Raw genomic sequence first — 15,503 nt, forward strand, 5'->3', positions numbered from 1 at the left:
CCGACAACGGTCTAGAGCTCACCAGCGGGCGTTCATGGTCCGGGCGAACAACTACGGCACCCGGAATATCTTGATCTGGCCAGGGCGGGCGATGCAAAACGGCTACACCGAGAGCTTCAACTGCAAGTTCAGGAGCGACAGCCTAAACGATCAACGGTTTGAGACGCTGCGGCAGGCGTGCCCGGCTGTCTGCATCTGGTTGCAGGACTACAACGATGTCAGACCCCACAGCAGGGTGAGACGTATACCGCCCGCGCGATCTACCACCCTGGTCAAATTCCGTGGCCTGTCGGATAAGGACGGTGTGGAGGAGTTGCTGGCCCAGACCATCACGGCGGCCGTGAACATGAAACTGATCTCGCCAAAGGAACTTGCCGCTGTGGTGGTGGACTCTACGGTGCAGACCAAGGCCATCAAACACCCCACGGATTCGAAGTTGCTGCAGACAACGCACCATAGTTGCACGCATTGCGAGCCAAATGGAGCCCGAACGACGAGACCAAACACCGAGGCAAGGATAAGAGGCAACTGATGAGGAGTGCAGATTGCTCAAACGCCGCCAAGCGATCGAGCCGATCATCGGGCACCTGATGGAATACCACAGGACGGAGCGGTGCCATCTCATCGGTACAGAGGGAGATGCGCTGCACGCGGTGCTGCGCTCCGCAGGTTACAACATCGCTGCCTGCCGCTGATGATCGTCAAAAAAGGCCTTAACCTTTTGTTGTGACTGCTAGAGGTGAGCGGTTTTGCGATCTTATTTGAGAAATTGGCCGAAATCCACAGCCTCAACTGTCTGCAAAACGCAGATCAGCGCTGGGCGCTGGCTTGTGATGAATTCTATAGGGGCTATTGCATAGCGAAATGCAAGACTATGCAAGGAATTGAGCGGCGTGGATGGGAAAATACTGAAAAAGGTTTGAGTGTCTATATGAAATATTCTGCAATAGCTTTATGGATTCTCAGTGTATCAACAGCACAAGCCGAAACTTTGCAGGCGCTGATTATTGAATCATTATCTCAACACCCAGCTCTGCTGGCACAGCGTGCCAGCTTGGAGAGTAGTAGTTCAGGCGTTGAAATAGCTAAATGGCAGTATTTCCCAACGCCTTCACTCTCGGTTGAGGGCGTTAGTGCTGCAAAGAAAGACTACTCATACCAAGGTGATGAACGAGTCACGACACTACGAATACAGCAGCCAGTCTGGACCGGGGGCAAAATTGGCGCAGGTGTTGAAAAAGCAGAGGCATCTATGTCCCAAGCAAAGGCCAGTGAAAAGGAGGTCCGCAAGCAGCTTTCTTTGAAGCTCATACAGGCGTTCAGCGATTGGGTTTCAGCAGACCTGCGCCTAAAGGTGGTAAATCAAAGCTACAAAATTCACGAGAATCTCGAAAAGCAGTTGATTCGACGTGTGGAGTTGGGGGCTTCCGCTGAAAGTGATCGATCGGTCGTTTCAGTACGCCTGAATTCACTCTCTGCAGAGGCAGCGATGATAAAAGGCCAAATTAATTCTGCAAAAAGCAAGATTTCTTTAGCACTTGGCCGCGAAATACAAAACACCGAATTGGAAGCTGTTAGCAGTTCACCCTATCCTATATATGACTCGGTATCTGCTATTCAACAATTAGCAGTAATGAATTCCCCAACACTAGAACGCTTGCAAGCACAAGAGAAAATAATAAGTGCAACAGTTGCAGAAAAAAAAGCAGAGTTATGGCCTCAAGTTTATTTAAGAATAGAGCGACAGTTTGGAAACTATTCAATACCTCATGCCGACCCATCAACACGTACATTCCTCGGATTTTCGAGCTCATTAAACCCAGGGCTATCAAATAAAGCTGCAATAAATGGTGCATTAGCACAGCGAGAAGCAGCTCGTGAAGAGATAAATGCTCACAAATTGTTAGTGCAAGAAGAGGTAGTGAATGACTCTTTGCAATTAAGTATGTTGACCGAACGTCTAAATGCAGTTAGGTCATCCATCATCATATCTGAAAGTATATTGGATTCATATACCCGGCAGTTTTTAGCTGGCCGGAAGTCATGGATAGAAGTTATGAATGCCGCTCGTGAGACTGCGCAATATCAATCTCAAGGTTCAGAAATCGAAGCGGCACAAACACTCCTTTCGTGGCGCCTTGCAGTAAATACTTATGGCTTACCAGCGGTCATACTTGGAGAGAAATAATGCGTGTTGAAGAGATGCCCCGCGAACTATTGCCCACCTTGTTGCGCCTGTACTACCTCATGCAGGTAGAGGTTGATGCGGTAGCACTCACAGAAGTTGTTTCAAAGTCATTTACGGATCAAACGATGCGAGATCCAACTAGCCTTCTTAGTGCAATTGGAAATGGGATGGGCTTTGGATCAATACGTTTAATCCCAAAACCAGATCAGACGCTTGTCCCACTTTTAGTCAAGTTAAATGATGGCAGTTGGGGAATACTGAGAGGCCGCAATTCTATTGGCCATTGGATAGTCGAGTGTATTGAACTCCAATCTAACAATTGGACATTAAACAGCTATAGCGATGAAAAATCTTTCAAGAGCTTTTTGTTTGAAAAAATTAGCAAAATTGATAAACCTAAGAGTAGTGTTTTTAGACTCGTATGTGAAAAGCTAAAAGAAAACAAGAAATCGGTTGTCAGTCTTTTAATTGCCGGGCTAACAATTAACGTGCTTGTTATTGCAACTTCGCTGTATAGCATGCATGTCTATGATCGTGTGGTACCAACTGGTGCAAGCTCAACATTATTAGTTTTAACAATAGGCGTTTGTGCTTCTATTATATTGGAGCTTATAGTTAGACACGTGAGGTCTAACTTGTTCACCGAATTGGCATCAGATATTGATTCAGCTCTAGCAAAAGATGTTTACAACAGGTTTCTCTCGCTACGCCTAGACCAACTGCCTCAGAGCGTTGGGGGGCTAGCTTCTCAGCTTCGTGGTTATGAGAGCGTTCGTACATTTTTTACAGGAACATCCTCCCAGTTACTAACTGACCTGCCCTTCATCCTAGTATTTGCTATTTCAATTCTGATTATTGGTGGAAAACTTGTCTTCATTCCGCTCACATTCTTAATCATTTCTCTTGTCCTTGGGGTTGTGTCGTCTAACGAGAGTACACGAATGGCACATATTGGATATCAAGCGACGAATCAGAAGATGGGCCTACTAGTTGAGACTGTCGAAGGAGCTGAAACAATAAAGGCCGGCCAGGGTGGGTGGCGAATGCTGTCGCGATGGCTAAAGGTAACTGCTGATTCTCAAAATTCTGAGTTTTCAATCAAGAAATCGACTGAGTGGTATCAACATGTTGCCTCAACATTTCATCAACTGTCATATGTTCTTATAATTGCCGCTGGCGCACTTGTGGTCGGCCAAGGTGATTTAACGCAAGGTGGACTTATAGCAGTTAGCATCTTGTCGGGGCGCTTGCTTTCTTGTATTGCGCTGATACCAGGATTCATTAGTCAGCTTAATCAAACAAGAGTCGCCATACAAGGTATCGATAAGTTATGGTCTATGAAAGATGACCATGATGGATTACCGCAGCCCGTTGTCTTGCAAGGGATCGGCGGAAAATACAAATTGAGCTCAGTTGAATTCGCCTATGGCGGAAAACCTGTTCTCAATATACCTAATCTACAAATTGCCAGTGGATCAAAAGTAGGCGTAATAGGCCCGATTGGAGCAGGGAAAACCTCCCTGATCCGTCTTCTTTCTGGAATGTATAAGCCACAGTTTGGGAAGGTCTTGCTTGATGATATTGATATATCAATCCTGTCGAAACCGGTTTTATCCATGCATACCGCCTTTGTGGCTCAAGATGCTCGCCTATTTGCCGGCACTTTAAAGGAAAATCTGATCCTGGGCATTATTGATCCAGGCGATCAATTTATTTATGAAGTTGCAAAAAAAACAGGGCTTTATGATTCGGTATTAATGACTCATGAGAAAGGCTTGTACCAAGAGGTCTACGAGGGTGGTACTGGCCTGTCAATTGGGCAGCGGCAGTTAGTCCACTTTACACGCGCATTCATGCGTAATCGATCTGTTTGGTTACTCGATGAGCCAACTGCTTCAATGGATTCAGAATCAGAAAAGAGAGCGATTGAAGCGTTAAAGACCACTATAAAAAAAGAAGACACTTTGATCGTGATCTCGCATAAATTAGATCTCCTAATGTTAGTCGATAGACTCATTGTGATCGTGAAGAACCAAATTGTCTTGGATGGCGAACGAGATTTAGTACTTAGACATTTGAAAGAACAGCATGTAAATATTTCAAATCACCAATAGAACTATAAATTATGATTAAGAATTCCAATCATTTATCGGTGATTTTTATATTGTTTCTCTGTATTGTAGTATTCCTCGGCTGGACTACTGTATTTGATATAGATGAAACAATTCGTGCTCGCGGACAAGTTATTCCCAGTGCAAAGAATCAATTGGTCCAAAGCGCGGATGGTGGGGTATTAGCCGAACTGTTAGTGCATGAAGGTCAACATATTGAAGAAGGTCAGCTCTTAGCTACATTCGAGCCTGAGCGCCCCAAAGCTGCAGTATCTGAGCTGAACAGTAGGATGGCCGCAATAAAATCAGCACTAGTTAGAGCTCGAGCGGAGGCAAGAGGATCTCCTTTGGATTTTGGAGCTGAATTTGATGAATATCAGGGTTTTGTTTCAACACAGACAGAACTTTACAAGCAGAAGCTGGCGACTCTGTTTACTGAGCTTGATACACTCAAATCTGTGCTAGACACTGCTAATGATGAATTGGCTGTTAACCAGCAACTGCTACAAAGCGGAGATATCAGTGTTTTAGAGGTGAGCCGCTCGAAAAGACAGGTTCGAGAGATTGTTGGAAAAATAGAGGCCTCCAAACAGAAGTATCGTCAGGATGCCAGATTGGAGATAGTGAAATTGGAAGAGGATTTGGCGCAAATCCACTCAAAACTGCAAGAACGTGTCAGTGTGCTTGACCATACTAGGGTAACGTCACCAGCTTCTGGTATTGTAAAGTCGCTACGAATAAACACCATTGGTGGTGTCTTGCGTGCCGGTGACGAAATCTTACAGATATCTCCGACAGAGGGTGGCGTCATAGTGGAAGCAAAGATAAATCCATCAGATATCGGACGTCTTTTGATAGGACACATTGCAGTCATAAGACTAGATGCGTATGATTATTCGTCATATAGTTCTTTGACAGGAAAAGTAGTCCACATCAGCTCTGATACGTTAACCGACCAGGCAGGAGCCAACGGGCAAGTATCCACCTATTATCGTGTAAACATTCGGTTTGATGATCCTGATATCCAATCAAACTTGTTACTTAAAAACATGGAAATAAAGCCGGGAATGACCAGCACCATTGATATTATGGTCGGCAAGCGTTCATTATTTGAATATATCTTCAAACCTTTTGCCAAGGCTTTCAGAGGCGCACTTTCGGAGCGTTAATATTATGTTTAAACTCATCTTTACTGCAATTATTTCGTTTTTGGCTTACGGCTGTCAGTCGGTCGATGTCAGCGCTTCTCCTGTGTTAGATAGTAGCGCTCTTGAGTCTCCGCAGGACCAACGTGACAAGCACAAATTGGATGTCAATAGGTCGCTCGCCACCGCGTTTGAGTTAATGAGAGTTGGCGAGTACGATACTGCGTCAACCATTCTTGAAGAAGCATATTTACTAGATCCGGATAACCCGTGGGTTCAATTAAATTTAGGGTTTATCTGGCAGAAATCTGGTCAACTTGATAAGGCTCGAAAAGCGTATTTGAATGTTCAGAATTATGCTGATTCTGATACGTTATTTTCCGGGAAACAGCTTGGCCCGGTACAAAGTCTATCGTTGAGAGACATTGCTCTGCATAACATAAAGTCTCTTGAGGCTCTCATAGACGAAAATCAAGATGCTGTTATGGTTAATGCTCCTCATCATCCAGAAATTGATACTTTAGTGCCCAGTGAGTCGGAATTGCGCGATGCGCTCACCAATTGGAAACAAGCTTGGGAAGCCGCCAATATGCATGACTATTTTTCAATGTACATTTCTAGCTTTTCGGGGAAATTTAAAAGTCACTTTGCTTGGCGAGCAAACCGATTGTCTATTGTGCCTAACTCTAAAAACATAAGAATTAGTATTGGCGGCGAAATAATTGAATTTATTAATAGTGATTTGGCATCTATAACTTTCTTCCAGTCATATGATTCGCTTGGCTATACAGATAGGGGTTGTAAAATGATTGTATTTTCACGGAGCACCGGCAAGTGGTTGATCGTGAGTGAGACATTTAAACTAGGTGCAGTCGATCCGTCAGAATGTAAGTCGCGGTTCTAGTTAGATTCTAATTACGAATTAAAGGATTAATGCAATACACACTGCTGTGTATCCATTCTCTTGAATCAATGTTACTTTATTGCTCTAGTACCAATGTTGGATTCGTGCAAATTTCTGCGTGAATTGTACTGCACTCCATTTTTTGCACATGAACTGAAAGTCAATGGTGACGTTTAGTCGCTATTTACCTTGTGCTTGCGTTGGCTGCCATGTTGTGGATGCATATTCCGGATTCGGGGGAGACGGTTCGGGGCCGTGCGATCGAAATGCGTCCATGTTATCGGTCTTCGTTGACTGTTTTGTATTAATGAATGCATGCCTCGATGTACGGCACATTTCAATATGCGTGGTCGGCCGGGTTACGGCTTTGGGCCTTGACTGTCTTTGTATTGGCGATAATTGTCAAGTCGAAACTCATGTTGTTCGTAGAAAAGGAATGTGAATATTGCGAGTGCAAAAGCGAAGTACCGCCAAGGCTGGATTTTTAAATCACGAAGTCCATGTCATGAAATTTAAACATGGTGCTGTAATTTGCTCTCGGCGCACCCTTGAAAAGCGACTTCAAAGGGTTCGATACCGAACGCTTGTCGGTTTGTTGTACAAATCTTCCAATGACTGAGTTCATGTCTGTCTTTACATTGCAATGCCAAAAATTGTAATAGCGCAGCACAGCTCCAGCGTTACCTCCGTTAGGCCATTATTTCTTGAAACTGCGTTGCAGCCCCCTCCGTTTCAAGAGCTAGACGCATCGCCAGATTCGCGCCTGTGATCCGGGGTGAGATTCGCATACGGTGGGCGGCATTTCCGGTGCTTGGATGCACGCCAAAGCAACCGGTCAATTCGCGATCCGGAGCAAGATTCACGACAAGCATTTTCTGGTGGATGTCCGGGTCTTGTTCAGTAAAGAGCGCGCCTAAATCAACATAGATCGACATACCGCCGCTGGGCTCTCCGTCGTGAATAAGCCCAGTTACTCGATTGTCAACCTCAATATGTCCGGTACGAGCTGACCTGCTCCCAAGAGTCAGTGCCTACTTCCAAAAAAATTTTTTATGAACTTCAGGTATCGTCCGTAAGCGCTCGTTGTTGATTTTCACTACTCACCTTCCTTCGCGGCTCGCTTGACATAGGCGTTCCGCTGAGGCTTGCCTAGCTGAAACACTTAATCCGTATACCCCATTCCTTGGCCCAAATGACGGATCTTAAGGTTGTACTGCAGGCTATGGATCCTTGCAAAGCGCTGAGAGTTGTATGGCGTGAAATTTAAAATTGGCTGACCGAACTTTTTCTCGTTGGTTATCCACTTACAACGGTGTTGGATAGCTCGCCATGAGTGTTTGTTTCAGGATTGCTGGTCCAGCATTGCAGAGGTTCAGGAACTCGCCACTCAGTGGATGTGGTCCTACATCACGGCCGCCTGGATATGGCCCTGGGCGGTTTCACCCAAAAGCAGCATTGGCCATGGCTGCATAACCGTTCTACTTCTTAGGTCAGTGCAAATGGGGGGGGGTACCATTTGGTCAACCTTTTTCAAGGGCTGCTGCGGGCTGTAGTTATTTCTTCCTTTTAAAGGAGTTCTCTTCGATGAGCTTACTGAGTCATGGCTTTGTGCCTTACGTATCAATACTGTCGCTGGTGTTAGTGGCGGGTTGCGGTGGCGGTACTGCCGCTAGCAATCCCATAGGTACGCCCAGCGGCAGCAACAATCTTGGGGGTGTGGCTGCAACCGGTGCTCCCTTGAGTCGAGCTGGGGTGGTTGTTAAATCATTGGACGGTAAGATCATTGTTTCAACTACGACCAATGATGCAGCGTTTTTTCAGGTTGCACTTGATCCAGCAAGAGCGCCTTACATCGCGGAGGTGACAGATTCTTCGGTCTCCCCTTCCATGAAGTACGAGGCCCTTGTTCTCAAGGACGATATCTCTGCCTCGGGTGCTAACGTCAACATCACGCCTATTTCTACGATCGTGACCCGCGTGGCTATCAACGAAGGCCTCGCCGGGAAAGCTGACAGCGAAATCAAGGCGATTCGAGCCAATGCGGTTGCTCAGGTGAAAAAAGCCATTCAGCCGCTGCTTGATGCTATGAACGTGACGGATACCGCGGAGCAACTCCTCACCCGTCAATTCGTCCCAACACAGGACCCCTTGGACAAGGTTCTGGACACATTCACCGTCTCTTGTACTTCGGCCTCCTGCACGATCAGCCCCGTCAGTGATACAGCCAAGAAGTCGCTCGCTGACTCGACTCTCGCATTTGACGTCTCCAGCGTATCTGCCGCCAGTACCAGTGCAACAAAGGTCGCCAGCAAGCTCGATACGGTCAAAGGAGCCATGGCCGCCTCTGCCCCGGTTGTCGTGGTGTTCAGTCCGGCTGGCAAGTGGGGAAGCCCTGCGGACAGCTGGGCGGGTTACAACGGCAAGTTCGCAATTTACAACTTCAGTGATTCCGCTATCGATGGTGGTTCAAAGCTTTATCTGGGAAGCACCAAGCTCAATGCGACGGGTTTCTGGAATGTGTCCGCCGCCGTAGATGATAAGGGAAGCTTTTTGTTTGAGCTGCCGAGTTGGGCGAATTTGGCACCTCTTTCTGCTCAGAGCAAGCCGTCACCCTTCGTCTTTGGCTTTACCGGCAAGGGCGCGCCAGAGTCCGTGACAGACTTGCGTGACTGCAACATCAATGGGCAGAAGTGCTTGGTGTTGATTGATGACGGCAAGCAGGCAAGTCTTGACAGTTCCGATGCGTCGGTCAAGGTTCGTTCATGGGCCCAGTTCCTGGTCACCCTTCCCCAGCAGGTGCAAGAAAAGAAACCTGAGGCCGCTGTGCCTCCGCCGGCGACCGACCCGACCCCCAAGGACAGTCCGATTTCAACAGAAACGCCCACATCGGCCAAAGCAGCAGTGGTTGCCAGTGTCATGTCGAGCTGGGTCGGTGGATTCAATGGTTCCTTCCAGCTCAAGAACACCAGTTCAGACAGCTGGACCAGCTGGAGCCTCAAACTTACTATGCCCGCTGGGGTCACCCGAGTGACCTCCTGGGGAAACTACAAACTGACAACGGAGAGCTCTGTCGTCACGTTTGGCAACGAATCCTGGAATGGCAAACTCTCGGCGGGAGCACCAATCACGCTCGGTTTCGGCGGCGAGGGTGCTCTCAGCACAGTCCCCAGCGCTTGCGAAATTTCCTACAACGGTGGTGCCTACTCGTCATGCACTATAGCGCTCGCAGGCAGCACGGTACCACCCACGCCAGTGGTACCACCCACGCCAGTGGTACCACCCACGCCAGTGGTACCACCCACGCCAGTGGTACCACCCACGCCAGTGGTACCACCCACGCCAGTGGTACCACCCACGCCAGTGGTACCACCCACCGGGACGGAAGAGCCCCAATCCATTGCAACTTCGAAAAGCGCCGTTACAAACAAGCGTGTCTACGTCGGTTATTACCCGAGCTGGAGCGATAACTGGTTTAGCAGCGCTAGCTGGGATGGATCTGCATTAACCAACGACGCTATCCTGAAAGCCAGCAAGCTGGCGCGGGTTCCTGCGACCTATACCCACGTGGTTGCGTCATTTGCCCAGCCGAATTTCAGCTACACGACCGCAGGGAATTACACTGCCAACAAGTGGGATGGTACGGGCTTGAACTTCAATGCCGGCCCGAAAGACATTAAACGCGCGGTGGACGTGTTGCATGCGCGAGGCATCAAAGTCCTTTTGGCTGTAGGAGGTGCAACCTATAATGACTGGGCCGGTTTGGCTGCGGAGGGTGGCAATGTTGGCCCTATCACCACTGCGCTAAAACAGATCATGATCGATGTCGGGTTCGACGGTTTGGACGTGGACTATGAAGTCGAAGGAGCAAATCCTGCGCGCGTCGCGGAGTACACGGGCGCGGTCAATGCCATGCGTAGGGCGGTGGACCTTGCTGGTGGCGGACGAATTTTGGCCCTAGCGGGTTGGTCAACCGGCGCTGACTGCACCATCGCCACGGGCACTACGGCTACGGCCTGCGGGGGGAAGACTTCGTATTGGAGCGGTTCGGCAGGGCGTGAGCGTTTGGTGTTCTCTCAGGACGGCATGGCTGCAAAAATCGATATGATAAATGTCATGTCGTATGACGCGCGGTACGAAAATTACGACGGGGTCAAGGCTTGGGAGCTCTATCGCGATCTGTTCCCCAGCAAGACCATCGTGAGCATCGGTCTGGAGACGGCACCCGAGGGTTGGGCGGGAGGTATGCTGGTTACCCGCAATGTGGACACTCTGTGCGAAGGCTCCACAATATTGAAGGATCAGTTCTCCAACGTGGTTAACCTGCCGTATTCCGTTGAGCGTTACGCCAAAGCGGTCATGACCACGAGAACTAACTCCAACCCGCGTGATGGGGCCATGTTGTGGCAGATATTGAAAACTGCAACCGCAGCGTGCGGAACTGGCACCGTTGCAAGCCCCGCATCGATCGCCAACATGATCGGTGATGTATACGGCCTTCAAAAAGACGACCGCGCTGCTTGGAAGTAACAGAGTCGCTGATTGCACCCCTCGCTGGCGCCGGTATGCGCCAGCGAGCCGGTAAGACGGTGAAAGATTCATCGCACAGTGTGTCAAGGCCCACGGCCATAACTAATTTGCAGGGCTCTAGCACTGCGTGTGTCACTGGTGCCTCTACGGAGGCGGAGGAGGAGGCACAAATGGCGCAGGCATGGAAAGCAAAGCGAATTGAATATCGAGACACCGGCCTGCTGCCGATCCAAGCCGCAGTTAAGGCGAACCGAAAGGAGGAGGGGCTTCGCCTCTTGAAAGCAAAAGTTGCACCTCCGTATGAAGAAGTGCTCCCCCCTCATGAACAAGTTGGTACAAATTCAACTGGATGAAGCTGAAAAACTATACAAAGCCGCTGTGGTCACAGATGAATACAGTAAGACTGTGTCGGTTCTTGCGATGGTTGAGCAGATGGCGGCAGCGGCCAGCAGTTTGCGAAGCCAAGCGCGTGAACAAGTTGAGATTGTTTCAACCTTCAAATTCGATTCAGATAACGAGAACGCTGCACATGGAATGCTAAAGCTAACTCAGCACCCCCAGTAGGGTGGCTGAATATAAGTACGTTGACTGCGGGAAGACGGGTAATACACATACTGACTAGGTCGCGATCCCAAGAGATCTTACCAACATGGTTTTGATGGGGGTGTGGGGTATTTATATTACCAATTAAGTACTTGGTTGCCTTAAAGAAATGAACTAACGCTTTTGTTTGTTTTTTTAAAGATATTTCATTAAATTACATGCAGCAAAAGTGATCTGTGAATCAACAGTGTCTCCTGACAGGCTGTTTTACACTAATCTCCAAAACTTATGTTATGACCGAAAAACGCGATGTATTAACGACTCAACAGGCAGCAATTATTTTAGGTTTGTCAACCACCTCTGTTCAGAAGATGGCCACTAAAGGTGAGTTGGCTGGATGGATTACCCCTGGTGGTCACCGCAGGATCTTTCGTAGCAGTGTGGAACAACTGCTTGACTCACGCAAAAAAGGTTTAGCAGGCGTTACCGGCAGACTAACTCTACGCATCCTCTTGCTTGAAGACGATCATGTGCAAATAGCATCGTTTAAAGCCATTTTGAGGCGTATGGGTCATTGTGTTGAGCTTGCCATTGTGAATCCTGCAACACAAGCGATCGATTTGATCCGTGCTTTTCAGCCTGACCTGTTAGTCATGAATATTGACTCAGAACTGGTTGATGGGTTTAGGTTAGCGCAGGTAATTGAAGATGAATTTGGAATGAAAGGCCCCGATGTAATTGGTCTGACGTCCCTTTCCCTCGAACAGTTTAAGAAACTTAGCCACATACCTATGCGAGTCGTACGTTTTGAAAAGCAATTAAATGCCGAACGACTATGTGGCTACTTGGATGCACTCACTGTTAAATTGCTGGGGGCGGATAAGCGTCCGGTAACAAGTTAATGTCATCCAGCTGACTTGCTGACCTATGCCAAAGGGTTTCTGAAGGGTGTTTGCAGTAGCTCGTCACCCCTCGTGGGCAGATCCGGGTTAAGTTGGCAGTACACCTGTCCAAGAACAGTCTTGCCCAAAGGCTGTTTCTGATAACAGGCGCCGGCGTATAGCATGCCAAATCCCTGTGGCTTGCTGCGCAGCGCGTTCTCCATGCCGCGCTTGTCTTCATCGACCCACTGTTCAACCTCAGATGGGTTGAGGTCGTAGGCCGGCGTGGCCTCTGAAATTGTGGCCTTACCTTGAACGAGGCCCAGGACCAGGGCCGTCTTTCTCTTGGCCGTCCAACGCTTGATGTATTCTTTCATCAGGGTGCTCATTGAATCGCCCCGGAATATGTAGACACCTCTGAGCCTCAAACGTGAGGCCTAATAGGAGGTGATATGAGTCAGAAGAGATTTCCCGAAGAATTCAAGATCGAAGCGGTTAAGCAGATCACGCAACGCGGCCATTCAGTGGCCGAGGTGTCCGCCCGATTGGGTGTCAGTCAGCACAGTCTGTACAAGTGGGTCAAAGAGCAGCAATTGCCTCCTGGTCAGCACAAGGAGCAGTTATCCCAAACGGAAGAACTGCGCAGACTCAAGGCCGAGCTCAAGCGGGTGAGCGAGGAGCGCGACATCTTAAAAAAAGCCGCCGCGTACTTTGCCAAGCTATCCGGGTAAGGTACGCGTTTATCCAGCGCCACGAACGTGCCCATAGCGTGCGCAGGATGTGTGCGGTGATGGATGTACACCCCAGCGGCTACTACGCATGGAGGCGTGAACCCATTGGTGAGAAGCGTCGAGATGACCAACGCCTGCTGGGGCTACTCAAGCAGGCTTGGCTGGAGAGCGGCTGCGTTTACGGCTATCGCAAACTCACACTAGATATGCGCGACCTGGGCGAGCAATGCGGCAAGCACCGTGTTGCCCAATGGTTGCGCTGCGAAGGTATACGCTCACAAACAGGGTACCGGCGCCGCTCAAGTGCACGCGGCGGCAAACCTGCTGTGGTTGCCCCCAATCACCTGAATCGGCAGTCCACCCCGGATCAGCCCAATAGGTCCTGGGTCACGGACATCACCTACATCCGTACACATGAAGGCTGGCTGTACTTGGCCGTGGTGATCGATCTGTTCTCCAGACAGGTCATTGGCTGGTCCATGGGCAGTCGAATAGATACAGACTTGGTGCTCAATGCACTCTTGATGGCGCTGTGGCGCCGACAGCCCCAGGAATCGGTACTGGTGCATTCAGATCAAGGGTGCCGGTTCACAGGACATGCTTGGCAAACCTTTTTGCGCGATCACAACTTGATCAGCAGCATGAGTCGGCGAGGTAACTGCCATGACAACGCAGTGGCCGAGAGCTTCTTCCAGTTGCTCAAGCGCGAACGCGTTCGCCGTCAGATCTATCTCACCCGGCAAGACGCTAGGGCCGATGTCTTCAATTACATCGAGATGTTTTACAACCCCAAGCGTCGGCACAATACCGCTGGCGACATCTCGCCGGTAGAGTTCGAGAAACGCTATTTCCAACGGCTCGGAGGTGTCTAGTAAATCCGGGGCGATTCACGCCCGTTCACGTTGCCCGAAATGGCTGTTCACGTTCGTCCGAAATACCCAGCAGGAAATCACTGGGTCAATACATCTTAATGACTTGCTGCAAGACGGAGAGCCAGCGAAACCTGCTTATCCCGCTGAAATTTAGCCACTTTAGTCGAACTATTTCGACGCGCGGCCCCACTAAAGCCCATATTAGTTAATGCAGGTGGCAAGCTACTGTTGTAGCGTCACAAAACATTAAAGGCTAACAAGTGATGCATGAAGAAAGCTATCGAAGGTTGATAAGGGAAGTCGCCCAATGCGCTGGCTTGAAGGCAAACGACCCGTTTCTGGAAACCGGCCTCATAAACGTCGGTGGACTGGATACTTTGCTCTTCTACGATGAGGAATTCGATCCGGGACGCTTGCAGATTCGGATCGATTTCGGCAGTCTGCCCACAGACTTAGACGAGCTGAGGATGCTGACCCTCTCTTTGTTGTCTGTGAACTTTGACTATGGTATGGGCGGGTTGGCCGTTTTCAGTGTCAATCCCAGCAATGCTCACGTCATCCTGACCACTCAACATACATTGCATGAATATCTGACGGCCCAGGACCTTCTGGCTTCAATCCGAAATTCCAACGCACAAGCACGTTTTGCATGGGAGGAGGCCAACAACAAAGTATCTCGGTGAGCTAATTCAGACCCACTTTTTCATTTTTTAAAGCATGCAAAATATCAATAACGCAAGCGCCGCCCCCATCGGCACCTTCGGCACCTTCGGCACCTTCGGCACCATCACCGAATCTAATAGCAAATCAAACGATCTGCAAAATGCCGGGACAACATTGCGGCACATAAATAGTGCAGCAGGGGTCAAATATAGTTCAGTCAATCCCAACAATCAAAATCTGCGTCAGGATACGCACAATGGCATGTCCTGCTTCAAGAGGTTTTTTTCCAGAGTTGCTGGCGTAGTGGTTGGCACGGTTCGAGCTGCATTGAACTTCTTGTGGAGTCCGGTTACAGCCGGGAAATATCTAATCGTTGCAATGGTTCAGGCCTACAGGGGTGAAGGACAGCGCGCCCTTACAGCCTTGGGTTTGGCGGTCACCGCGCCCTTATGGGCACCCGTGGATGGATTCCTCAAGGGGTTTAAAGCGTGCGTGGACGATAACCGCGAACTCACGGAGGATAATAAGTCCGACCGTAATGGGCTGGAAGAATTGAAAGCCTACGTGAAGGACGGTGTCATCACCCCTGCGGATCAGAAGGATTTGAACATCCTTCCAGGGTTTTTAGCCTGGGAGGCTGTAAAGCAGTTTTTGTAAAGCAGTTTTGATGTCCTGTGTGGCAGTACTCTCAGCCAAAGCGGTGCGGCGCACCAGATGCACCGCATGGTCGGCGCTGTCACTTTCATGCACCTCAGCACCCACAATCTTGCGGCTGTACAAGTCCAGGATTAGGTATAGATGGAACCATCGCCCTTGAACATTAGCCGGAAGGTAGGTCATGTCCCACACCAGACCTGCCCAGGAGCCGTGGCAATGTGTGTCGTGGGAGGCTGAGATGTCTTGGGCGCTCTGGCGCAGCCACGATGAACGTTTTGTTC

The 15,503-nt window shown here is 49.2% G+C and carries 13 protein-coding genes and 3 pseudogenes; 13 read left to right on the forward strand and 3 right to left on the reverse strand.

The window, feature by feature from the left end; genetic code table 11:
- Window positions 1–34: 34 nt before the first annotated feature.
- The 6 genes and pseudogenes from RAE19_RS19515 to RAE19_RS19185 form a co-directional block, all read left to right on the forward strand.
- Window positions 35–241 (forward strand): annotated as a pseudogene (locus RAE19_RS19515) (integrase core domain-containing protein); the annotation flags it as partial.
- A 242-nt stretch (window positions 242–483) separates the two neighbouring features.
- Window positions 484–680 (forward strand): annotated as a pseudogene (locus RAE19_RS19165) (transposase); the annotation flags it as partial.
- Between the two features lie 59 nt (window positions 681–739).
- On the forward strand, window positions 740–2,188 hold the full coding sequence (locus RAE19_RS19170; RefSeq protein ID WP_313876423.1) for a TolC family protein: 1,449 nt from the start codon (window positions 740–742) through the stop codon (window positions 2,186–2,188).
- Window positions 2,188–4,302: an ATP-binding cassette domain-containing protein gene (locus RAE19_RS19175; protein WP_313876424.1), complete on the forward strand. Its 2,115-nt coding sequence runs from the start codon at window positions 2,188–2,190 to the stop codon at window positions 4,300–4,302. Before RAE19_RS19170 ends, RAE19_RS19175 begins: the two co-directional genes overlap by 1 nt.
- An 11-nt stretch (window positions 4,303–4,313) precedes the next feature.
- Window positions 4,314–5,468 (forward strand): HlyD family efflux transporter periplasmic adaptor subunit, encoded by a 1,155-nt coding sequence (locus RAE19_RS19180; RefSeq protein WP_313876425.1) that lies wholly within the window; start codon window positions 4,314–4,316, stop codon window positions 5,466–5,468.
- 4 nt (window positions 5,469–5,472) lie between these two features.
- Window positions 5,473–6,348, forward strand: a complete 876-nt coding sequence (locus RAE19_RS19185) for a tetratricopeptide repeat protein (protein ID WP_313876426.1) — start codon at window positions 5,473–5,475, stop codon at window positions 6,346–6,348.
- A gap of 689 nt (window positions 6,349–7,037) precedes the next feature.
- On the opposite strand, the gene RAE19_RS19190 is transcribed toward RAE19_RS19185, so the two are convergent.
- On the reverse strand, window positions 7,038–7,283 hold the full coding sequence (locus RAE19_RS19190; protein ID WP_313876427.1) for a hypothetical protein: 246 nt from the start codon (window positions 7,281–7,283) through the stop codon (window positions 7,038–7,040).
- A gap of 649 nt (window positions 7,284–7,932) precedes the next feature.
- On the opposite strand from RAE19_RS19190, the gene RAE19_RS19195 reads away from it, so the two are divergent.
- The 4 genes from RAE19_RS19195 (at window position 7,933) to RAE19_RS19210 (ending at window position 12,320) form a co-directional block, all read left to right on the forward strand.
- The gene (locus RAE19_RS19195; RefSeq protein WP_313876428.1) at window positions 7,933–10,875 is read left to right on the forward strand and encodes a cellulose binding domain-containing protein; all 2,943 of its coding nucleotides are present in this window, start codon (window positions 7,933–7,935) and stop codon (window positions 10,873–10,875) included.
- Window positions 10,876–11,045: 170 nt separating this feature from the next.
- Window positions 11,046–11,228 (forward strand): hypothetical protein, encoded by a 183-nt coding sequence (locus tag RAE19_RS19200; protein WP_313876429.1) that lies wholly within the window; start codon window positions 11,046–11,048, stop codon window positions 11,226–11,228.
- A complete protein-coding gene (locus tag RAE19_RS19205) occupies window positions 11,197–11,439 on the forward strand; it encodes a hypothetical protein (protein ID WP_313876430.1) in 243 nt (80 codons plus the stop codon). The genes RAE19_RS19200 and RAE19_RS19205 overlap by 32 nt, the downstream gene beginning before the upstream one ends.
- A 272-nt stretch (window positions 11,440–11,711) precedes the next feature.
- Entirely contained in the window at window positions 11,712–12,320 is a 609-nt protein-coding gene (locus RAE19_RS19210) for a helix-turn-helix domain-containing protein (RefSeq protein ID WP_313876431.1), read from the forward strand.
- Between the two features lie 23 nt (window positions 12,321–12,343).
- Here the strand turns inward: RAE19_RS19210 and RAE19_RS19215 are convergent, their stop codons facing one another.
- Entirely contained in the window at window positions 12,344–12,688 is a 345-nt protein-coding gene (locus RAE19_RS19215; protein WP_313876432.1) for a DUF1153 domain-containing protein, read from the reverse strand.
- Between the two features lie 63 nt (window positions 12,689–12,751).
- On the opposite strand from RAE19_RS19215, the gene RAE19_RS19220 reads away from it, so the two are divergent.
- From RAE19_RS19220 to RAE19_RS19230, 3 genes are all read left to right on the forward strand, one after another.
- Window positions 12,752–13,902, forward strand: a protein-coding gene (locus tag RAE19_RS19220; protein ID WP_430962588.1) for an IS3 family transposase whose coding sequence is annotated in 2 segments (ribosomal slippage) — window positions 12,752–12,998 and window positions 12,998–13,902 — 1,152 coding nt in all. Because the reading frame shifts where the segments join, the coding sequence is not laid out codon by codon here.
- 263 nt (window positions 13,903–14,165) lie between these two features.
- Complete coding sequence (locus tag RAE19_RS19225; protein ID WP_313876434.1) at window positions 14,166–14,585, forward strand: hypothetical protein; 420 nt, start codon at window positions 14,166–14,168, stop codon at window positions 14,583–14,585.
- Window positions 14,586–14,619: 34 nt separating this feature from the next.
- Window positions 14,620–15,222, forward strand: coding sequence for a hypothetical protein (locus RAE19_RS19230; protein WP_313876435.1), 603 nt, complete (start codon window positions 14,620–14,622; stop codon window positions 15,220–15,222).
- A 30-nt stretch (window positions 15,223–15,252) separates the two neighbouring features.
- Here RAE19_RS19230 and RAE19_RS19235 read toward each other — a convergent pair.
- A pseudogene (locus tag RAE19_RS19235) lies at window positions 15,253–15,500 on the reverse strand (DDE-type integrase/transposase/recombinase); the annotation flags it as partial.
- Between the last annotated feature and the right edge of the window lie 3 nt (window positions 15,501–15,503).

The organism is Rhodoferax potami (genome assembly GCF_032193805.1).
Classification (GTDB): Bacteria; Pseudomonadota; Gammaproteobacteria; order Burkholderiales; family Burkholderiaceae_C; genus Allorhodoferax; species Allorhodoferax potami_A.